Genomic DNA, 19,161 nt, shown 5'->3' on the forward strand with positions numbered 1-19,161 from the left:
GCGAGTAGCCCGTAGCGGAAATCAGATCCTTCTAATTTAATTAGGGTGGATAAAAATGGTTAATCAACACACCTGTGAAGACATATCAAAAGAATTGAGGAAATGATAATGATCAAGGTAACGACCGAGGATTATTCGATTATCAAAGAAACAATAGGAAGGGCGCCAACATTTGTCTATAGCATACTAGATCAGGTAATAGAAGGCGCTGTCTATGCCGACAATGTAAGCTTTCATTCACTATTATTTCAAACCAAATCGGGAATATACTATGTTAATGGTGATTCGTCCAGCGAGGCATTAGTAAGTAAACTCGTGACTTTAATACAAGAATCTATTGAACAAAGTAAACGTTTCACACTTTTTTCTTACTCAGATGAATGGAACGAAAAAATTGAGCAACGATTAAATAGTCGTGTAAAAAAACTAGAAAGATACACTTTTAGCTTTGATGTAAATGCTTATAACAATCGAGAGAAACGAAATTCACTTGACTACGATTTCATTACAATCAGCCAACATCAAATTGATCATTGTTTAGAATTTGACAGTAAATATTATGAGGAATACTGGGGTTCTACTAGTAATTTTCTTGAAAATGGTTTTGGTTTTTGTCTTCAGCATGGAGACAAGATTGTTAGTGAAGCCGTCTCTATTTTCAAATCACATCAATTTGCAGAGGTTGATATAATAACTGATTCGAATTATAGGGGAAAAGGATTAGCAAGCTTCATTGCAGAGAAATTTATTGATTATTGCCTCGTAAATGATGTGCAGCCTTGTTGGGATTGCGATATTCAAAATCAAGGATCTTATCATTTAGGCACTAAACTAGGCTTTACTGATCCAAAAAAATATGCAGTTTTTTATAAGGATAGGCTCACGTTGTAGAAAAAAACATCGTGAGCTTTTTTATTGCTTAAAAGAACCGATTACGCATTTCGAAGATATTGTAAAACAATCTAGCATCTCTAGCCATTTTATTATTTGCATTCATTTGTGGTCGTAAGCAATTTTGGAACATTTCATCGCAGTATCTTGTTCTACCGTATCGAGCATAACATTCGTCGTGTAATTTGCAGCATGAATCTACAGCATTTATGGGTTCGCCCGGTCCTGAACATCCTGGTCCACAGTATTTATAACCAGGGTAACAAAAACCAAATTTGCGTTGTCTATACATCATCTAATCTCCTTTTCTAAAAGATAATTGTTACTATAAAATATGGAATTTTTGCTTTTAGAAGGGGATTATAAACTAATGTATTTGAAAAAAAGCAAATAACTGATGATCAAACTATAGTTTGTAAGGTTACTGTAAGCTTAAAAAAAACCTACTGTAAGGATAGGAAGCTATGATAGCCATAGCGCAGTAAAGTATGAAAGATAAGGAGTTTTAAAGAATGAATCCATCCGTTACTCAAAAAGAGAGAATTGTTTCCTTAGACATTATTCGTGGGTTGGCGTTATTTGGCATTTTATTTATAAATGTAGCGGCCTACCAGGTAATAGATGAGGGAGGACCGATGCCTGACTATAGTGGAATAAATGGTGTTATTAATACGCTTATTGAAATTTTTATACAGAAGAAATTCTTTTCGATTTTTTCATTCCTCTTTGGTGTAGGCTTTTATATTTTTGCTTCACGTGCAGAAGCTCGTGGCGATAAGCCAAGATGGCGTTTTGCGAGACGTTTATTAGCGTTATTACTAATAGGCATTGTCCATATTGTTATTTTTTGGGGTTCAATCCTTGCTATGTATGCAGTAGTAGGTTTCTTCCTTATACCTTTTTACAATGCAAAGGTTTCAACGATTAGTAAATGGCTATTCGCTATTATTACAGTTCATGTATTTGGCATACTCGGACAAATATTTATGCCAAATCAAGGAGCATTTTCAACTGTTTTTAGTTTATTAGGAAATGATACAGTTGCTATTTTTATTATGTTTTTAAGTGGTTTTTTAGTAGCAAAAATTGATTGGATTAGTCATGTAGGTGAATATTCAAAACAAATAAAGTGGATACAATTTGTGGCATTCCCATTCTTTGTAGGCATTTCGCTTTGGATTTGGTTTGCCTCTCAAGCAGGTGATCAAAATCTTCAATTAATTATTGGTTTAGGGGTAATTCCGACAACGTATTTTTATTTAGCTTGTCTATTTGTTATGTTGGAGAATAAGAGAATCGTGAAGCTTCTTAAGCCAATTGGACGAGTTGGTCAAATGGCCTTTACCAACTACTTAGCTCAAAGTTTTATTGGGCTAGCTATTATTTCATGTATGGGTCTTGAAGTTGTATCGCCTTCTGATGTTGTTATCATTGCAATTTTAATTTTTGTCATTCAAATGATTTTTAGTGTCATCTGGTTTAAATTCTTTAAAATGGGACCATTTGAAAAGGTGTGGCGTTTTATGACATATGGAAGAAAGACAGTGCCAAATAAATAAAACAATTTTGTGCGAACTCCCTGATGGTAAGATGATTTCAATCTGTCAGGGAGTTTTAATGCTAGTATGGAATGTATGTAATTGTAAAAAAATGAAACTTAAAGTATGGGGAGTCCGTATACTAGATAACAAAATAAAGGAGAAATGGATATGGCAAAACAAATGAAAAAATATATAGCAGTGACTACGGCTTCATTAATGGCTATGCAATTAGCAGCGTGTGGGAATTCAGAAACACAGACTGTTGAGGAGTCTTCTACTACTTCAGCTAATTCAAATAATTTTACTGAAGAAAATAATACGACAACAGCTGGCGGAGATTTACAAAGTGTCTATAATAGCGACATGGCAAATGCATGTGATGAATGGAAAGAAAATGATGATGGTTCTTTCGAGTGTTTAGATGAGAATTCGCCTCATTATGCACATCATTTCTTTAATGGACTTATGTATGCATCTGCCGGAGCAATGATAGGAAGTGCCATTTATAAAAGTCGCAATTTAAAGAATGGTACAGATAGAAAGGATAAAAGTCGCGGTTCAGTAGCACCAAGTATGACTAAAAGCAATACTAGCGAAAGTAAAAATACGAAATCAAACGGAATTACGACGAATGGCTCTCAAAAAACATCTGGTACAACATCAGGTAGCTCAAATAGCTCAACAACAAATAGCTCAAATTCAAACTCAAATACAAGCGGTTCCAAGTCTTATTCGAGTGGTAAGCGTTCATACTCAAACAGTTCAGGTACATCGTCGAATAGTACTAATTCTTATTCAAATCACTCGTCATCCAGCACAGGGAAATCAGGCTTTGGCTCAGGTGGCGCTTCTCGAGGTGGCTCTTCATCTTCTTAAAAGGAGAAATCAACATGGACAATTATTTTCAACAACGCCAAGCGTTTTATTCTCAATTTCCTAATTTCTTCCCTGACTTTGAGGACCTTGAGTATGCCTTATACGATGTGCTAGATTTGCCCAAAGAAAAAATCGATGAAATTAACTATGCATCTACTATACTTTGGAAAATATTTTTAAAGGTTGGTAAACAATTTAAGCATTTATCGGATGAACAACTTTTAGCATTGGGCATTCGTTCTGAAATGATACCCTATATCGAATTAGATTATTTACAACAACAATCGGTACTTGCTCGCTTTGATTTTATTTGTACTGAAGATGGGCAAATAAAATGTCTTGAATTAAATGGTGAAACGCCATTTCTTGTCCAAGAAACTTTTGAGATAAATGAAGCGCTTTGTCATCATTTGGGGTTCGATAGTCCAAATGATGTTTCACCATTACATAAAACATTGTCCGGTGCACTCTTTGCGGCTATGCATTATTTAAATGATTTAAAAAAACCTAAGATTGTCATTACAGGGAAAAGAGCTGAGGAAGATTATGAGGAATATTGTCAGGTACAGTTTTTAAAGAAATGTATACCTTTTGATGTAGAATATGTGCCTATACATGAGCTAATAATTTTTTCTAGTGACACTGCTTCTGTAGCTCGAGGACTTTATACGGGGGCAATGGAGAAAATTGATATTTTGTATCGTCCTGCACACCCAGTAGAGTTTTTAATGGATGATGAGTCTTCTGATGGTGATCGTATTGGTCTGCAATTATTGGAACTTGTAAAAGATCAGCAGCTTGCAATTATTAACGCACCTGCTGCCTATGTACTGCAATCAAAAATTTTATTAGGGCTCATTTGGGAACGAAGAAATGATCCGCTTCTGTTTAATGCAGAAGAACGAGCTGCCATTCAGACATATATGCTGCCAACATATATTACTGCAGAGCCGTTTATTCAGGGAAATTTACCGTTTGTCAAGAAACCTGTATATTCACGGGAAGGTAATACTGTTGAAATTTATGCAGGGGATGGTACGAAAACTAATGCTTCCGCAAATACCCATTATGATGATAATTTGTTTATTTATCAGCAGTATGTAGAAATGCCCACTATAACGATAAAGCTAAAGGATGGATTACAGACAAAGAAATGGTTAATCGGCTCATTTATCGCTGATAATCGTGCATGTGGCTTATCTTGTAGAGTAGGCAATCAAATTACAGAATGGGATTCGCACTGGCTAGCGGTTGGATATAGGAAAGAAACCTAAAGAAATTTCGCCTTGGCGTAATTTTGTAGCTGTCGTAAAAATAAGCATTGCTGAATGAGATAAAAATCGGCGAGACTTTCTATAAAGTTTCGCCGATTTTTATAGCTTTATTACTCATTCCAACCTTTGCAAACATCAACCCATTCTTGATATGGTGTATAAGTTTCTAATTCAGAAATAGTAAGCTCAATGGCGGAATTACTACTACCGCATGCAGGGAATACCGTTGCAAAGCGTTTTAGTGATTCATCTAGATAAATTGCGACGCCCTCATTTATGCCGAAAGGACAAACACCGCCTACATCATGTCCAATCTTTTCAAGTACTTCATCTTTTCCAAGCATCTTCGCCTTCGTGCCAAAAATGGCTTTATATTTTGCATTGTCGATTTTGGCATCGCCCGCAGCAACAATTAGTATAGCCCCATCATTCACTTGAAACGACAAAGATTTTGCAATACGTTCAGGCTCACATCCGAGTGCCTGGGCTGCAAGTTCAACAGTCGCTGAGCTTTCGTTTAGCTCCTGTATTTTGTGTTCAACATTCCATTGTGCTAAATAATTACGTACTTTTTCAATAGCCATATGTAATACCTCCTTACAATACTATGTTTTATTTTAACATAATTTTCTGAATACATCGTTGTTTATCTCCGGAAATGATCTAGTGTAAAATTACTCGTAACGGTACATACTCGTATCTAAATTTTATGCAGTTACAGCAGGAACAGATAGTCCTAATGTAAAGAAATTTATCGACTTGGTTGTATCAGATGAGGGGCAAGTGCTAGTCGAAAAAGTTGGCTATGTAGCGGTGGAAATAGAGTAAATAGTTTGCTATACTAGTAATATAATCACATATAATAGTTTTCTAGGGTTCCGTAGCAAATGCTAGTCTGGTCCGAGAGAAAACCACAAATTGATTTTGTGACACGGAAGGATAAAAGCCTGGGAGAGAGTACTGTTTACAGCAGTGTTCCTTAGGCTTTTTTTGTTTGACTAAATCGATGCTGAGGGAAGGAAGTTAAAAATACTTTTTTGTCGCCCGATTAAAGGTTGGATAGAATACCTTAATCCGCTTTGGAGGGGAACCATTCAAAGTACTCAGCTAAGCGTGAGGCTCATTTTGCTTAGAGCAAACTACTCAAGTAATAGTCATTCAGCGGTGTCTAACAATAATATGGAGGAATTCGCAATGAACAAACAATGGTTAAGTGTCATAATTGCTGCTTTTTTTGAAGTCGGCTGGGTCATAGGTTTAAAACATGCAGGAAGTGTACTCGAATGGATGGGTACCGCTATTGCAATTGTTGTGAGCTTTTATTTACTAATTAAGGCAGGAGAGAGTTTACCAGTCGGTACTGTTTATGCAGTGTTCGTAGGCTTGGGTACAGCGGGTACTGTGTGTGCTGATAGTTTACTATTTGGAGAGCCATGGAAGTTAGCTAAAATAATATGTATCGTTGTTTTACTTGCAGGGGTCATTGGCTTAAAGCTTGTTACAGGTGAGCCTAAAGATAAAGAGGTGAATCAATAATGGCATGGATTGCATTAGTTGTTGCGGGACTATGTGAGATGATGGGTGTTTATATGATTAGTAAATATAATAATGCTAAGTGTATGAAAAATTTAGTATTAATGATTTTTGCATTTACTTTAAGCTTTGCTGGTCTGGCATATGCCATGGAAACATTAGCGATGGGCACAGCATATGCCATTTGGACAGGAATTGGAGCGGCGGGTGGTGCTATACTCGGTATGATGTTTTTCAATGAATCAAAGGACTGGAGACGAGTTGTTTGTATAGTTCTTGTTTTAGGGGCAGCAATATCTTTGAAATTATTATCGTAAAAGTGTAAAAAAGCACTTCCGCATTTTATATACGGAAGTGCTTATTTAAATCTTATTTTTTTACATCCTTCGTCCATTCAGCCACTTTGTCTGGATTGGCTTCTACCCAGTCTTTAGCAGCATCTTTTGGGTCTTTGCCATCCATAATTTCAAGCATAACAGTCTCTAAATCTTCAGCTGTCCAGTGGAAGTTATCTAGTACAGAATATACATCTGGTTGATCTTCTTTTAAACCTTTTCGAGCAAATGTGTTAATCGTTTCATCTCCGCCATAAACACCTTTTGGATCCTCTAAGTATTTCAGGTCATATTTAGCGAATTTCCAGTGAGGGGACCAACCAGTCACAACGATGTCTTCTTTGTTTTTAATCGCTTTAGCAAGAGAAGTTGTCATGGCACCAGATGAAGATGTTAATAGATTCCAATCTGCTAAGTTATCATATTCAACTAAAGCTTTTTCTGTAGCAGCTGTAATGCCAGCACCAGGCTCGATACCCGTAATTGTGTGATCTGCTTGATTTTTTAAATCTTCAATCGAATTAACGTCCATATAGCTTGGTACTACTAAACCTATTTTGGCTCCAGCAAGGTTTTCACCTAGTTCATCAAGATTAGCCTTGTATTTTTCGTACTGTGAGGCATGTGTATTTGGTAACCATGCAGCAACCATTCCATCTGCTTCACCTTTTGAAACTGCCTCCCACATAATAGCGTTATCGAGTGGTGTTAATGTTACATTGTAGCCTAAATCCTCTAGCACTTGCCCAACGACATGAGTTGAAGCAATTTCTGTATCCCATTCAACGTAGGCTAAATTGACGTCCTTTGAGTCACCACTGCTACTGCTCTTACTAGAATCATCGCCACTACATGCAGCTAGCAAAAAGCCGAGCCCTAAAGCCATCCCTAATTTAGATAATGTTTTCAGTTTCATCGAATCTTCCTTCCTTATTTTTAATAAACTTCAAAACGCTAACCCAAGTAATAAAACTGAAAAACTTGGACTTTTGCTAATGAAATTACCTCTTTTATACGGCTTTCTTCTTATTAAAACTTTGCGTTAGGCGATCAATAATAATGGCAAAAATAACTAGGCCTAAACCTGCAACAAAGCCATTCCCAACCTGAGTACGTTGTAGTGCAGTTAATACTTCTCGTCCTAGACCAGGTGCACCAATCATTGAGGCAATTACGACCATTGAAAGCGATAGCATAACAGTTTGGTTGATCCCTGCCATTATAGTTGATTTAGCAAGAGGGATTTCTACTTTAAATAGTTTTTGACTTGCCGTACTACCATATGAATCCGCAGCTTCCACTAATTCTTTTGGTACTTGGCGAATTCCTAGGTTCGTCATTCGTACAGTTGGTGGTAGGGCGAAAATAACGGATGCGAATACGCCGGGTACAATTCCGATGCCAAAGAAGGCAACAGCCGGAATCAAGTACACGAAGCCAGGCATTGTTTGCATGAAATCAAGTAACGGCTTAATCACATTTTCCGCTACACTTGACTTGGACATTAGAATGCCAAGTGGAATACCAATAATGATTGAAATAATACTTGAAAAGAGCACGAGCGTTGTTGTTTCCATAAGGTGTGTCCATAAGCCTTGATTATAGATAAATAACAAACCAATGAACGAAAACGTTGCGAGCCCAAATTTTTTGCCGGTAATGAAAAAGGCAAAAATGACAACAAGTAAAATAAGAATAATAGCAGGAATGCTAATTAATAAATCAGTGACCTGATTCATGAGTAGTTTTCCAGATTTTTGGATTGAGTCAAAGAATGCTGAAAAATTACTCGTCAACCAGTCCATAGCTGATTCTACCCATGGAGCCAGTGGTATAGCTGGTATATTGTCTAAAAAACTATTCATGTGCAACTGCCTCCTCATCGCTAGTTGAAAGTGCTTCGATGACAACGCCCCGGATGAGAACACCTAGTAAGCGCTCATCTTTTACAACTGCAATAGGAGTCGGACAATTATGAATCATACCTAATATATCTTGTAAAAGCATATCTGGTGGAACGGTCAATATCTCTGATTGAACAATTGAATGTACCGTTTGTTCTTGTCTTTTAGCAGCAGCCCGTGCGTCGTCAGCAGTAATATATCCTTTTAAATGTCGATTTTTGTCAACTGCCATTAGCAAACTAACAGTCTCTTCGCGCATTCTTTTTAGTGCTACGGTTGGTCCATCTATATCCACATTGACATATACAGGTCGAACCATGACATTTTCAGCTGTTAATACTTTAGAACGATCGACATCTTCTACGAAGGTTTTAACATATTCATCTGCAGGGTTTGTTAAAATTTCTTCTCCAGTACCAATTTGAATGATTGAGCCATCTTTCATAATAGCGATACGATCACCAATACGTAATGCTTCATTCAAATCGTGGGTGATAAAAAGAATTGTTTTTTTCATTGTGCTTTGTAAATCAAGTAATTCATCTTGCATTTCTTTACGAATTAATGGATCGAGTGCTGAAAAAGCTTCATCCATTAGTAATATTTCAGGATCATTTGCAAGTGCGCGCGCTAAACCAACACGCTGTTGCATACCGCCTGACAATTGACTCGGATATTGGTCTTTATAAGCAAGTAAGCCTGCATTTTCGAGAGCCTGTTCTGCTTTTGCTTGTCGTTCTTCCTTTGAGACGCCTCTGATTTCAAGGCCATATTCAGTATTTTGAAGAAGTGTACGATGGGGGAATAAACCGAAGTTTTGAAAGACCATACTCATTTTGTTTCTTCTGACATTACGTAAATTCTCTTTGTCCATCTTAGAAATATTTTCTCCATCGATATAAATATTTCCGCTTGTAGGCTCAATAAGCCGGTTTAGAAGCCGGATAAGTGTGGATTTTCCACTCCCTGATAATCCCATAATAACGAAGATTTCACCTTCATTTACAGTAAAACTTGCATCGTATACACCAACAGTTGCACCTGTTTCTTTTAAAATATCAGTCTTGCTTTTTTGTTGCTTGACGAGTTCTAATGCTTTAGGAATATGTTTCCCAAAAACTTTAGAAACATGTTCCACTTTTATTTTTTCCAATAGAACCATTCCTTTCGTAGATCAATTTCGCCTTGGCGAATTAACATGATGTTGGTCACTCAGGCGTTTTCACAGGATGTGAGGTTCTTAGTCTGAGTTCTTCTATTGCAGTAGGTGTTTGGACATCCACTGAATGAAGATTAATACTATTTAAGGATAATGATACCCAAAAATAAACAAGTAACAACTTAACCCTAACAAAGAGTTGTTACTTTTGTCAAATCGACAAATAAGAAAAAACCCGCTTAAACGCCGTTATATCAGCGCTTAAGCGGATTTTAATTTGGATATAAAAAACTCTGAACTCGTGCGAAACTTTCATCATTACCGATAAAGTAAATGATATCTCCATCTTCCAACGACACATATGGACCAGGTGATAGTAGTAATTCATTTCCACGACGAATTCCGACAATCGTACACGATGTATTTTGCCAAAAATTCAATCCTTGTACTGTTTGATGGATGCAAGGACTTTCAGTTGTCATCTCTAATTGATAAGGGATAAATGGATTGACGGATCGGAAATGTTCAGTTCGACTAATGAGCTGTTTGGTCTTTTCCTGTAAATTTATTAATTCTTGGTGCTGCTTCTGAATACTAGTTATAAGCTCATTTTGAAGCTCATGGACAGATTGAACATCATGGAATTGTCGGACAAAATGTGCAGCCTTTTCATATGATTTTATAATAACTCCACTGCCTTTTGAGGCCTCCACAATTTCCAAGTCCTGCAAAACAGCAATCGCTCTTCTAGCAGTTTCAGCTGAGACATTATATTGGCTAGCAAGAGAGGATCTTGCATAAATTTTATCTCCGATTCGGTATTTTCTTTCCACAATTTTTGAGGCTAAATCAACAGCTATTTGCTGGTACTTTGGCTGCTTCAACTGCACGTTTTTTTCTAATTGCATGCTAAACTTCCTTTCGTCATTACAGTTACCACAGCTTATTATAGACTAGCCTGCACAGAAAAAATAGCATCACCATAAGCTATTAGTATATGATAAAAACGTCACATAACAGTTTTTGTTTCTTATTAATCGTTTTTAACATCTTTCAGCAAATATTTTTCGTAACGAAAGTGCCACGTCAGTTTGCCCAAAGCTTCTGGCGGATTAAAATAGAGGCTGTTGTTTGACAGTTCGTAGTTATTATTATAAACTAAGTTACGTTATGTAAGTGTTATGGAATACAGATACTCAGTTAGTAGATTTTAGCTAACTGTTAACAATAGAAGGTTGGAGAAAATATGACAATTACAACTAGAGTTATGGATATAGTGAAAGACAAAATGATAATCGTAAAGCACTCTGAAACTGAAAGTATTTGCCTAGTTGGTCCAGTTAAATTACCGATAAAACAGGCTGCGTTTTCAGAGACATTTCAATGGTATAACTGGTTAAAAGTAGATGCCAAACTATCAAAAGAAGAAATTATTGATGGATTAGCATCTGCAAATTTAGCTTTTTTACAGCAGTCATCAGTGCTTGTTTATGGAGATTTTGCTCATACCGAGGATGCTTTAATTCGCATGCACAGCATTTGTCATACGGGTGATATTTTTGGGAGCCAGCGCTGTGATTGTGGCTATCAATTACATGAATCGATGAAAATGATTGCTGAGCATGGCTGCGGTGCTATTTTCTATTTAGCAGATCACGAAGGTCGTGGTATCGGGCTGTTCTCGAAATCTCTTGCTTATTTATTACAAGAAGAAGGGTTAGATACGGTTGAAGCAAACCACGCTCTTGGCTTCCCAGATGATACCCGTTCTTATGAAGATGCCATCACTGTGTTAGCTGCACTTCGTTCAAAACCGGTTACACTGATTACAAATAATCCGAAAAAGCTTGCCGCATTACAGGCGCATGGCTTAGCAGTAAAAGGACATGTCCCTTTATGGGGAGGGTTAACGGAGACAAATCATTTTTATTTAAACACTAAAGTAGAGAAATCTGGACATATGCGCGAATAGAAGTGAGTGGAGGACACGAAGATGACAATAGATGAAAAATATATGCAGCTAGCACTCGATTTAGCCGCTAGTGCCAAAGGAAATACGAACCCTAATCCACTTGTAGGGGCTGTCATCGTGAAAGACGGTGTAATTGTTGGAACAGGTTTACACAGAAAAGCAGGTGAACCACATGCAGAAGTGCATGCATTCCGTATGGCTGGAGAACATGCTAAAGGTGCGACACTTTATGTAACTCTTGAGCCATGTTCACATTATGGAAAAACACCTCCTTGTGCAAATTTAGTGAAGGAATCAGCTGTTAAACGTGTTGTAGTAGCGATGCAAGATCCCAATCCTGCGGTAGCTGGGCGTGGTATTCAATTGTTACGAGATGCGGGCATTGAGGTAGAGGTAGGTGTTTTAGAAGCTCAGGCTCGCCGTTTAAATGAACGCTTTATTCATAATATGCTAACAAAACGACCATTTATTATTTCGAAATATGCGATGACCTTAGATGGGAAAATAGCCGCCCATACAGGACATTCCAAGTGGGTAACTGGGGAGGCAGCACGTGAGGATGTTCACCATATTCGTCATGAGGTGGATGGTATTTTAGTTGGTGTTGGTACAGTCTTAGCTGATAATCCTTCCTTAACGACAAGATTACAAGAAGATTACGGAAAAAATCCAGTTCGCATTATTATGGATAGTGAGCTTCGTACACCAGCTCATGCTAACGTACTGAATGTAGAAGAAGCAAAAACAATTATTGTATGTAGTGAAAATGCTAGCCAAGAAAAAATAATAGCATTTGAAGAAAAAGGCGTAACGGTAATGCCGGTTCGACATGAATCGGAGGGGCTTGTTGTTGATGATATGCTTGAAAAACTATATCAATATGGCATTACTGATATTTTGGTAGAGGGCGGAAGTACTGTAAATGCTTCGTTTTTACAGCAAGGTGCTATCAATAAATATGTGATTTACATGGCGCCAAAAGTACTCGGTGGTCGTTTATCATTAACACCTTTTGCTGGTCATAACCCATCTACTATGGATGAGGCATGGGACGTAGAATTTGCTTCGTTTGAGCAGGTAGGGCAAGATTTACGTATTATTGCTTATCCAAAGAACGATGAAGGAAATTAATTTATCAAGCAGATATTTGTATCGTTTGGGCTGGGCTCAAGTGCACTCAAAGATGCAGAGTGTCTTGCAACACTATTAAATAAAGATTTGCTTGCACATTTTGACGTACAAGATTTCCAACAAATGCGTGAGCTAGCCATTGAGGAAGTTTTAGCAAAGCAAATTGAAAAAGAGCAAACATTTGCTGCTAACTTCATAAACAAGGCTTCTTGAAGGGAAGACAAACTAGATGAAATTTGGCTTTGATATAGATGACACACTTATTGATTTACGAGCACACGCCTTTTCACTTTATAATAAAAAACTTGGTAAAAATGTTGCACTAGAAGCATTTCAAGCTTTGCAAAGAGTTGAAATTCACGAACCATTTGGATTAACAGATGCTGAAGGAGCGGCGATGTGGAATAGTTCATTAGAGGAAATATATTTTACAGATTGTCCTTCTTTTGAGGGAGCATTAGAGACGCTCCAAGCTTTGGCACAGCAGGGTCATGACATTTATTATATTACTTCACGTCCTAAACAGTATTGTGAGCAGACACGCGAATGGATGAAAGCACAAGGTTTTCCAATCACAGAAGGTCACTTTTTCTGTGGCATGCAGGACTCAGAGAAAGTGGCGATCATCAAAGAGCTAGCTTTAGATGTTTATGTGGATGATAAACCGGCTGTATTAGAAACACTTCAAGATGTGAGTACAAAAGTGATATTAAAAAATCAATCCTATAACAAGCAAGTTGAACTGCCACGCTTAAATCATTGGCAAGATTTCTTGAGATTAGTAAATATTTAGTTCAACGTGAAGTTGATTTCCGTTCCGACTGGCGCTTTGTAGCTGTCGCTTCGCTTTCGCACAGACGAAAACCATGTTGCTGCCGCTTCGCTTTCGCACAGAGCAAAGCTTCCTGGGGGAGTCGGACCAACACACGTTTTAACAAATGTCATCCACAACGTTTGGTGATGAGCGATATGATTAAAGCAATAAACCCCGAATAAAGGACACTAAAAAGTGAACCTATTCGGGGTTTATTTAATATTTCTATCAATACAATTGCTTTTCGATTTCTAATGCAACGCTTTGAATGGATTCAATTAAAAAATTTTCATCATAGTCACTATATCGTACTTCTGGTATAACGAGTGACACTGATGCAATTATTTGGTTGGAAGCGTTTAAAATCGGTGCAGATAAAGAACATGCTCCACGTACACGCTCACTATTGCTTCTTGCAAAGCGCTGTCTACGAATCTCCTGTAAATCCTCCCACAACTGTTCTTTGGAAAGTATGGTTCTATATGTGATGGCTTCAAGACTTATATTCTCTACATATTCTTCAACATTCGGCATAAACGCGAGCAATATTTTAGATGATGCACCTGCATAAAGGGGGGAGGTGTCACCAACAAACATTTTCGTTGAAAGCGGATATGTTGAATCATAGTTTAAAATACATCGTCTCTCAAATCCATCAATAATATTCATGGAAACACTTTCTCCAATTTCTTCGTTTAGCGTTTTTAAAATAGGTTCTGCGACAATAATAAGACTCGATTCTTCTTTTACTAAATTTCCTAAATACAGAAGTGAATGACCTAATTGATAGCGCTTTGTACGTTCATCTTTGTGAAGAAAGCCTTCGTACACAAAGGTTGAAACGAAGCGTTGCAAACTAGAGATGCTTATCCCTGTTTTTTTACTTAACTCAGTTAGGGAAAGGCTAGGCTCATCTTTTGAAAAAGCTTTTAATACTTTAATAGCTTTGTGCAGCGATGACATTGTATAGTTTTTTTCGAAAATCTCTTGATTCATCCCGTCACCTACGTAATAAAATTCTCTTCGACATATGCCGGAGGTTTCTCTTCATATATAGATGCCGTTATGCTTTTGCGCATAAAAACAATTATTAAATGAAGATAAAATAGGCTCATCACCATAGCGTGTGGTTGATTTCCGTTCGACTGAGGGCGTTCGATGAGCCGCTTCGCTTGCGCTCCATGGCTCATCTGTAACCCTGATCGCCCAGGTCTCCACTTCACTCATATACATGGCATACGTTTTAACAAAATGACATCCCAAACATTCAGTGATGAACCCTAAAATTTACTTCTATTATAGCGCAAAATTTATTCTGGTAGAAAGGACTTTTGGAATTCGTTTGTATGTTCTCCAAGTATCGGAGGTGCTAGTTTATATTGAATATTTAAATCAGAGAACTTTAACGGGTTTTTGATGAATCTAATTGTACCGTATTGTTCGTGCTCTATTTCACCAATCATGTCACGTACCATAAGTTGCGGTTGTTCAAGTGCTTCACCGATCGTATTCACACGTCCACCTGGAATCTTGTATTGTTGTAATAAAGTGATCCATTCATCCCGTGTTTTTGTCATTGTAATGTCCGTAATCATCTGAACAAGCTCAGCTTCATGTTGCTTGCGCATCGTATTTGTTACAAAGCGCGGATCATCGGCCCACTCCTTACGTTCCAACATAGTGCAAAACTTTTGAAATTGTCCATCTGTACCAACACAAATCATTAATGGGCCATCCGCACAGTGAAACACTTGATACGGTGCAACATTATTATGACGATTACCTAGACGTTCTGAGATAAAACCTGTATTTAAATATGCGCTTGCTACATTTGCTAAACTACTCATTTGAACGTCTAATAAAGCTAAGTCAATAAATTGTCCTTTATTTGTTAGATCGCGCATTCGTAGAGCGGCTAAAATACTAATGACAACATAATTTGAGGTTAAAATATCTGCAATAGGAACACCAACTTTTGTCGCATCACCTTCAGCTGAGCCAGTGACATGCATTAAACCACTCATTGCTTGAATAACTGGGTCGAAGCCTGGTTCGTGCGCAAGAGGGCCGGTTTGACCGAATCCTGTTACGGCACAATAAATGATTCTTGGATTTACTTTTGTTAGTTCCTCATAGCTTAGCCCCATCCGCTCCATGTCACCCGTCTTAAAATTTTCGAGTACGACATCAGCATCTTTGACAAGCTCTTTAAATCTATCTCTGCCTTCTATTGTTTTTAAATCTAAGGTGATCGATTTTTTATTGCGATTAGCACATAAATAATACGTGCTTTGATCATTTACAAATGGCCCCCAGTCACGCATACTATCAGAGCCATTCGGATGTTCTATGCGAATTACTTCTGCTCCTAAATCTGCCAACATCATGGAGCCGGCAGGGGCAGCATATACACGGGATAAATCTAATACTCGAATATTTTCAAGAGGTTGCATTGTTCTTCCTCCTACATACGTCATTTATAAACAGGTTTACGTTTTTCTACAACTGCGCTTACACCCTCTTTAAAATCATCTAACTCTGTGACAATGGCCATTTGCGATGAAATATAGTCAAGGGCAGTACGTAAATCCATCTTTTGACTTTGATAAACAGCACGCTTAATAAATTGTAATGTCGTAGTTGGACGACTTGCTAATTCCTTTGCATAATTCAATGTGTATTCCTCAAGCTCATGGTCTTCCACAACAAATGTCACAACGCCTTTGTCTTTTGCTTCATCAGCAGTTAATACACGAGCTGTCCAGAACATGTCCAATGCTTGATCGATGCCGATTAATTTTGGTAAATAATAAGCGCCACCATCACCAGGAACAATTGCAACGTTAATGTAGCTCTCTGAAATTTTTGTAGATTTTGCAGCAATTCGAATGTCACACATTAAGGCCATATCAAGACCGGCACCCATTGCAAATCCATGTACTTGTGCAATAACAGGCTTATCAATTTCCTCAAGTAGTAGGGGAATACGTTGAATCTTTTTCCATAGTGAATTTTTGCGTGCTAAACCTGTTGATGAGATATCGTCCTCACTTTGGAAAAATCCTTCACCGGCTTGCATCGCTTTAATATCCCCACCTGCACAAAAAGATTTTCCATTACCTTTAACGATGACAACGCGAATATCGTCTGAGTCACGAACAACCTCAAGAGCTTTAATCCATTCAGAAATCATTTCTTCACTGAAAGCATTATATGTTTCAGGTCTATTTAATGTAATTGTGGCAATATGGTCTTGTACTTCAAAAAGTAAATCAGTCATTGATAACTCTCTCCTTATCATGTCATTAATTTTTTATCACAAAATTAGTTATTACAGCATTTCCATTTATCCCTCCACTTTGAGAAGTGGGGAGCTTTTGCTAAACGAAGTTAAATATCCCCAAAGGCTATCACCACTCTCTAAAAGTTGTGTTGCGACCAAATTAGTCCAATAGGAGGTGCTAGTTCCTTCATCGCGCCAAGACCAAAGTCTACGTGTAAATTGATGCAAGCTATGTTCGTGTGTTGTACCAATTGCAGCGTGTACTTGATGCGCAATTGTTGTAACTGCTTGAATGATTTCTTCAAAACGAATGTGAGCGTAAGCAACCTCACTATTTTGATTGTTCGTCAGAAGGGCTTCGGTTACATTATTGAATGCTGCTAATGCTATCGCCGTTTCACCTGCTAAATGTACAATATGCTGCTGAACGAGCTGAAAGCGATGAATAGGACGACCAAATTGTTCACGTTCTTTTGTATATTGAACAGTTAAATCATTTATTTTATCGATGGCACCAGTCATCAATGCTAATTGGAAAGCTGTATGGAGTGTTGTTATAGTGTGCATCTTGTCAGGAGATAACATAGCAGATACTTGTGAAGTCGTAGCATGGTGGAATATCACAGTATCACGCGGCTCGCCTGCTAAATTCATACCCTCTTTAATTTCAGCTTGGCTTAAATCTATTTCTACAAGATGTGTACCATCCTTGCTACGGGCAAGTGTCACTAGATGTTTTGTATGGCGTGCCCAAGGAACATGAATCGCTTCTCCCGTTAATTTGCCGTTCTCTAACGTAAAGGCTTGGTCAGGACATAGCGTATACGTCGCCAAATCCTCGATGACTTGTAAGTTCGTAAATTCCAATAAATAATTCGCAAATGTTGTTTCAGTAAATGGAATCGGTGCAGCGTATTTTCCAGTTAAACGAACAATATTCAATAAATCCTCTATGTCGCCACCTGTACCTCCATTTTCTTCGGTAATGGCTACAGCAGTCATACCGTTTTCTTTAAACAGATCCCATAGCTCTGGTGCCCAATGACCTTGTTCTACTGTATCGACTAAATCTTTATCCACTTTTTCCTTTAACATACGCTCGACAACATCAACAATCATGTCTCTCATTTCACTCATTGTGCTATTACCCCTTTCGCTACAACGCCATACAGTACCTCTGAAGTACCTCCTCGAATAGTAAAGCCTGGTGCATGTAAAATAGATTCAGCCATAAAGCGATCAATTTTACGATGCGCATCAAGTGTTGGATAAGTCTGTACGATTAAGCGTGTGATTTCAGGAATGCTTTGTTCGAATTTCGTCCCGAGTGCTTTCACAAGTGCTGCAGGAATTGATACGTCTTCACCATTACCAGACTCTAAAAGCTGGGCTACTCCAATTGACATATTCCGTAGACTCCAAAGACGAGCTACAACTTTTGACGCTTGCTTTAACCCTTCTAAATTGTTTTGGCGCTTTAACTCCTGAATAAGCTCATCAATTAATGGGAAAGTACTCAATATTCGCTCTGGGCCACTGCGCTCAAAAGCAAGCTCAGCTAATCCTTGAGCCCAGCCATTACCAATTTCACCAACAACCATATTGTCAGGTACAAAAACATTTTCAAAGAACACTTCATTGTAATGATGTTCACCAGTTAAAAATTTAATGGGAACAACGGTTACACCTTCTGCCTGTAAATCGACGATCAGCTGACTAAGCCCAGCGTGTTTACTTTTTCCATCAAAAGGACTTGTACGCACTAAAGTCACCATATAATGGCAAAGATGAGCATTACTCGTCCATATTTTTTGACCATTTACTATCCAGCCACCCTCTACTTTTTCGGCACGTGTACTGACTGAAGCTAAGTCAGAACCGCTATTTGGTTCACTTAAACCTATGCCGAAGTAGCATTCGCCTTTCACAATTTTTGGTAAGAAATATTCACGCTGCTCTTCTGTCCCGTATCGTAAAAGAAGTGGTCCTGTTTGACGATCGGCAAACCAATGTGCTGCAACTGGGGCACCGATAGCTAAAAATTCCTCTGTTAAAATGTATCGATCAATGGTGCTCCGCTCTTGACCACCATATTTTTTAGGCCAAGTTAAACCAATCCAGCCCTTTTGACCAATTAATTTAGAGAATTCAGGATCATCTCCACTTAGCCAAGAGTCGCATTTAGACGTGAAGGTTCCTTTTGCTAATTCATTCTGTAGAAATGTTCGTACATCTAAACGAAATTGCTCCTGCTCTTGTGTAAATTGCACAGTTGGTAAATGAAACATTTCATCACTCCTTAAGTTTTACCGTAATGTGGTAACTATTATTGTATATGTGTATTTTATGATTACTTATGAATGTAGTCAATTACTTTTTTGGAATTATTAGAAAATTAAGAGGGGAATTCATGGATGTCTAGATGAAATAAAAATTTAATGAAAAAAT

Annotated in this window: 23 protein-coding genes and 1 riboswitch; of the genes, 10 read left to right on the plus strand and 13 right to left on the minus strand. The window is 37.8% G+C overall.

Features of this window, described 5'->3' with window-relative positions:
- Window positions 1–108 precede the first annotated feature (108 nt).
- Window positions 109–891, plus strand: a complete 783-nt coding sequence (locus QRN68_RS05360; RefSeq protein WP_285395715.1) for a GNAT family N-acetyltransferase — start codon at window positions 109–111, stop codon at window positions 889–891.
- Between the two features lie 28 nt (window positions 892–919).
- Here the strand turns inward: QRN68_RS05360 and QRN68_RS05365 are convergent, their stop codons facing one another.
- Window positions 920–1,186, minus strand: a complete 267-nt coding sequence (locus QRN68_RS05365) for a Parvovirus coat protein VP1-like protein (RefSeq protein ID WP_350224338.1) — start codon at window positions 1,184–1,186, stop codon at window positions 920–922.
- Window positions 1,187–1,403: 217 nt separating this feature from the next.
- On the opposite strand from QRN68_RS05365, the gene QRN68_RS05370 reads away from it, so the two are divergent.
- From QRN68_RS05370 to QRN68_RS05380, 3 genes are all read left to right on the plus strand, one after another.
- Entirely contained in the window at window positions 1,404–2,450 is a 1,047-nt protein-coding gene (locus QRN68_RS05370) for a DUF418 domain-containing protein (RefSeq protein ID WP_285395718.1), read from the plus strand.
- A gap of 150 nt (window positions 2,451–2,600) precedes the next feature.
- The gene (locus QRN68_RS05375) at window positions 2,601–3,308 is read left to right on the plus strand and encodes a hypothetical protein (protein ID WP_285395720.1); all 708 of its coding nucleotides are present in this window, start codon (window positions 2,601–2,603) and stop codon (window positions 3,306–3,308) included.
- Between the two features lie 14 nt (window positions 3,309–3,322).
- The gene (locus QRN68_RS05380) at window positions 3,323–4,582 is read left to right on the plus strand and encodes a glutathionylspermidine synthase family protein (RefSeq protein ID WP_285395721.1); all 1,260 of its coding nucleotides are present in this window, start codon (window positions 3,323–3,325) and stop codon (window positions 4,580–4,582) included.
- A 110-nt stretch (window positions 4,583–4,692) separates the two neighbouring features.
- On the opposite strand, the gene QRN68_RS05385 is transcribed toward QRN68_RS05380, so the two are convergent.
- Complete coding sequence (locus QRN68_RS05385; RefSeq protein ID WP_285395722.1) at window positions 4,693–5,166, minus strand: YbaK/EbsC family protein; 474 nt, start codon at window positions 5,164–5,166, stop codon at window positions 4,693–4,695.
- 275 nt (window positions 5,167–5,441) lie between these two features.
- Window positions 5,442–5,538: riboswitch (guanidine-I (ykkC/yxkD leader) on the plus strand.
- Window positions 5,539–5,776: 238 nt separating this feature from the next.
- Here QRN68_RS05385 and QRN68_RS05390 point away from each other — a divergent pair.
- Both QRN68_RS05390 and QRN68_RS05395 read left to right on the plus strand, forming a co-directional pair.
- Window positions 5,777–6,118: a DMT family transporter gene (locus QRN68_RS05390; protein WP_285395723.1), complete on the plus strand. Its 342-nt coding sequence runs from the start codon at window positions 5,777–5,779 to the stop codon at window positions 6,116–6,118.
- Window positions 6,118–6,432 carry a DMT family transporter gene (locus tag QRN68_RS05395; protein WP_285395724.1) on the plus strand — a complete coding sequence of 105 codons (315 nt, stop codon included), beginning with the start codon at window positions 6,118–6,120 and terminating at the stop codon, window positions 6,430–6,432. Before QRN68_RS05390 ends, QRN68_RS05395 begins: the two co-directional genes overlap by 1 nt.
- Window positions 6,433–6,484: 52 nt before the next feature.
- Here the strand turns inward: QRN68_RS05395 and QRN68_RS05400 are convergent, their stop codons facing one another.
- The 4 genes from QRN68_RS05400 to QRN68_RS05415 all read right to left on the minus strand — a co-directional run bounded on the left by QRN68_RS05400 (window position 6,485) and on the right by QRN68_RS05415 (window position 10,421).
- Window positions 6,485–7,366, minus strand: a complete 882-nt coding sequence (locus QRN68_RS05400) for a glycine betaine ABC transporter substrate-binding protein (protein ID WP_285395725.1) — start codon at window positions 7,364–7,366, stop codon at window positions 6,485–6,487.
- Window positions 7,367–7,460: 94 nt separating this feature from the next.
- The gene (locus tag QRN68_RS05405) at window positions 7,461–8,315 is read right to left on the minus strand and encodes an ABC transporter permease (RefSeq protein WP_285395726.1); all 855 of its coding nucleotides are present in this window, start codon (window positions 8,313–8,315) and stop codon (window positions 7,461–7,463) included.
- Window positions 8,308–9,507 carry a quaternary amine ABC transporter ATP-binding protein gene (locus QRN68_RS05410; RefSeq protein ID WP_285395727.1) on the minus strand — a complete coding sequence of 400 codons (1,200 nt, stop codon included), beginning with the start codon at window positions 9,505–9,507 and terminating at the stop codon, window positions 8,308–8,310. Before QRN68_RS05410 ends, QRN68_RS05405 begins: the two co-directional genes overlap by 8 nt.
- A 278-nt stretch (window positions 9,508–9,785) precedes the next feature.
- A complete protein-coding gene (locus QRN68_RS05415; protein ID WP_285395728.1) occupies window positions 9,786–10,421 on the minus strand; it encodes a GntR family transcriptional regulator in 636 nt (211 codons plus the stop codon).
- Between the two features lie 338 nt (window positions 10,422–10,759).
- Between QRN68_RS05415 and QRN68_RS05420 the strand changes: the two genes are divergently transcribed.
- The 4 genes from QRN68_RS05420 (at window position 10,760) to QRN68_RS05435 (ending at window position 13,409) form a co-directional block, all read left to right on the plus strand.
- Window positions 10,760–11,485 carry a GTP cyclohydrolase II gene (locus QRN68_RS05420; RefSeq protein WP_285395729.1) on the plus strand — a complete coding sequence of 242 codons (726 nt, stop codon included), beginning with the start codon at window positions 10,760–10,762 and terminating at the stop codon, window positions 11,483–11,485.
- A gap of 21 nt (window positions 11,486–11,506) precedes the next feature.
- Complete coding sequence (gene ribD, locus QRN68_RS05425; protein ID WP_285395730.1) at window positions 11,507–12,616, plus strand: bifunctional diaminohydroxyphosphoribosylaminopyrimidine deaminase/5-amino-6-(5-phosphoribosylamino)uracil reductase RibD; 1,110 nt, start codon at window positions 11,507–11,509, stop codon at window positions 12,614–12,616.
- A gap of 87 nt (window positions 12,617–12,703) precedes the next feature.
- Window positions 12,704–12,829 (plus strand): hypothetical protein, encoded by a 126-nt coding sequence (locus QRN68_RS05430; RefSeq protein ID WP_285395732.1) that lies wholly within the window; start codon window positions 12,704–12,706, stop codon window positions 12,827–12,829.
- Between the two features lie 16 nt (window positions 12,830–12,845).
- On the plus strand, window positions 12,846–13,409 hold the full coding sequence (locus QRN68_RS05435) for a 5' nucleotidase, NT5C type (RefSeq protein ID WP_285395733.1): 564 nt from the start codon (window positions 12,846–12,848) through the stop codon (window positions 13,407–13,409).
- 1 nt (window position 13,410) lies between these two features.
- Here QRN68_RS05435 and QRN68_RS05440 read toward each other — a convergent pair whose 3' ends face one another.
- The 7 genes from QRN68_RS05440 to QRN68_RS05470 form a co-directional block, all read right to left on the minus strand.
- Window positions 13,411–13,554 (minus strand): hypothetical protein, encoded by a 144-nt coding sequence (locus tag QRN68_RS05440; protein ID WP_285395734.1) that lies wholly within the window; start codon window positions 13,552–13,554, stop codon window positions 13,411–13,413.
- A gap of 104 nt (window positions 13,555–13,658) precedes the next feature.
- On the minus strand, window positions 13,659–14,426 hold the full coding sequence (locus tag QRN68_RS05445; RefSeq protein WP_285395735.1) for an IclR family transcriptional regulator: 768 nt from the start codon (window positions 14,424–14,426) through the stop codon (window positions 13,659–13,661).
- A gap of 51 nt (window positions 14,427–14,477) precedes the next feature.
- Window positions 14,478–14,648: a hypothetical protein gene (locus QRN68_RS05450; protein ID WP_285395736.1), complete on the minus strand. Its 171-nt coding sequence runs from the start codon at window positions 14,646–14,648 to the stop codon at window positions 14,478–14,480.
- A 92-nt stretch (window positions 14,649–14,740) separates the two neighbouring features.
- Window positions 14,741–15,883 carry a CaiB/BaiF CoA transferase family protein gene (locus QRN68_RS05455; RefSeq protein ID WP_285395738.1) on the minus strand — a complete coding sequence of 381 codons (1,143 nt, stop codon included), beginning with the start codon at window positions 15,881–15,883 and terminating at the stop codon, window positions 14,741–14,743.
- Between the two features lie 20 nt (window positions 15,884–15,903).
- On the minus strand, window positions 15,904–16,710 hold the full coding sequence (locus tag QRN68_RS05460) for an enoyl-CoA hydratase/isomerase family protein (protein WP_285395739.1): 807 nt from the start codon (window positions 16,708–16,710) through the stop codon (window positions 15,904–15,906).
- A 66-nt stretch (window positions 16,711–16,776) separates the two neighbouring features.
- Window positions 16,777–17,850 (minus strand): acyl-CoA dehydrogenase family protein, encoded by a 1,074-nt coding sequence (locus QRN68_RS05465; protein WP_285395740.1) that lies wholly within the window; start codon window positions 17,848–17,850, stop codon window positions 16,777–16,779.
- Entirely contained in the window at window positions 17,847–19,001 is a 1,155-nt protein-coding gene (locus QRN68_RS05470) for an acyl-CoA dehydrogenase family protein (protein WP_285395741.1), read from the minus strand. Before QRN68_RS05470 ends, QRN68_RS05465 begins: the two co-directional genes overlap by 4 nt.
- Window positions 19,002–19,161 lie beyond the last annotated feature (160 nt).

The sequence above is a fragment of the Lysinibacillus sp. fls2-241-R2A-57 genome, from assembly GCF_030209535.1.
Lineage (GTDB): Bacteria > Bacillota > Bacilli > Bacillales_A > Planococcaceae > Lysinibacillus.

Excerpts from the sequence above, each read along its gene's own strand:
- QRN68_RS05360 (WP_285395715.1), top strand. The coding sequence starts at position 109 with ATGATCAAGGTAACGACCGAGGATTATTCGATTATCAAAGAAACAATA.
- QRN68_RS05365 (WP_350224338.1), bottom strand. The coding sequence starts at position 1,186 with ATGATGTATAGACAACGCAAATTTGGTTTTTGTTACCCTGGTTATAAA.
- QRN68_RS05370 (WP_285395718.1), top strand. The coding sequence starts at position 1,404 with ATGAATCCATCCGTTACTCAAAAAGAGAGAATTGTTTCCTTAGACATT.
- QRN68_RS05375 (WP_285395720.1), top strand. The coding sequence starts at position 2,601 with ATGGCAAAACAAATGAAAAAATATATAGCAGTGACTACGGCTTCATTA.
- QRN68_RS05380 (WP_285395721.1), top strand. The coding sequence starts at position 3,323 with ATGGACAATTATTTTCAACAACGCCAAGCGTTTTATTCTCAATTTCCT.
- QRN68_RS05385 (WP_285395722.1), bottom strand. The coding sequence starts at position 5,166 with ATGGCTATTGAAAAAGTACGTAATTATTTAGCACAATGGAATGTTGAA.
- QRN68_RS05390 (WP_285395723.1), top strand. The coding sequence starts at position 5,777 with ATGAACAAACAATGGTTAAGTGTCATAATTGCTGCTTTTTTTGAAGTC.
- QRN68_RS05395 (WP_285395724.1), top strand. The coding sequence starts at position 6,118 with ATGGCATGGATTGCATTAGTTGTTGCGGGACTATGTGAGATGATGGGT.
- QRN68_RS05400 (WP_285395725.1), bottom strand. The coding sequence starts at position 7,366 with ATGAAACTGAAAACATTATCTAAATTAGGGATGGCTTTAGGGCTCGGC.
- QRN68_RS05405 (WP_285395726.1), bottom strand. The coding sequence starts at position 8,315 with ATGAATAGTTTTTTAGACAATATACCAGCTATACCACTGGCTCCATGG.
- QRN68_RS05415 (WP_285395728.1), bottom strand. The coding sequence starts at position 10,421 with ATGCAATTAGAAAAAAACGTGCAGTTGAAGCAGCCAAAGTACCAGCAA.
- QRN68_RS05420 (WP_285395729.1), top strand. The coding sequence starts at position 10,760 with ATGACAATTACAACTAGAGTTATGGATATAGTGAAAGACAAAATGATA.
- ribD (WP_285395730.1), top strand. The coding sequence starts at position 11,507 with ATGACAATAGATGAAAAATATATGCAGCTAGCACTCGATTTAGCCGCT.
- QRN68_RS05435 (WP_285395733.1), top strand. The coding sequence starts at position 12,846 with ATGAAATTTGGCTTTGATATAGATGACACACTTATTGATTTACGAGCA.
- QRN68_RS05445 (WP_285395735.1), bottom strand. The coding sequence starts at position 14,426 with ATGAATCAAGAGATTTTCGAAAAAAACTATACAATGTCATCGCTGCAC.
- QRN68_RS05455 (WP_285395738.1), bottom strand. The coding sequence starts at position 15,883 with ATGCAACCTCTTGAAAATATTCGAGTATTAGATTTATCCCGTGTATAT.
- QRN68_RS05460 (WP_285395739.1), bottom strand. The coding sequence starts at position 16,710 with ATGACTGATTTACTTTTTGAAGTACAAGACCATATTGCCACAATTACA.
- QRN68_RS05465 (WP_285395740.1), bottom strand. The coding sequence starts at position 17,850 with ATGAGTGAAATGAGAGACATGATTGTTGATGTTGTCGAGCGTATGTTA.
- QRN68_RS05470 (WP_285395741.1), bottom strand. The coding sequence starts at position 19,001 with ATGTTTCATTTACCAACTGTGCAATTTACACAAGAGCAGGAGCAATTT.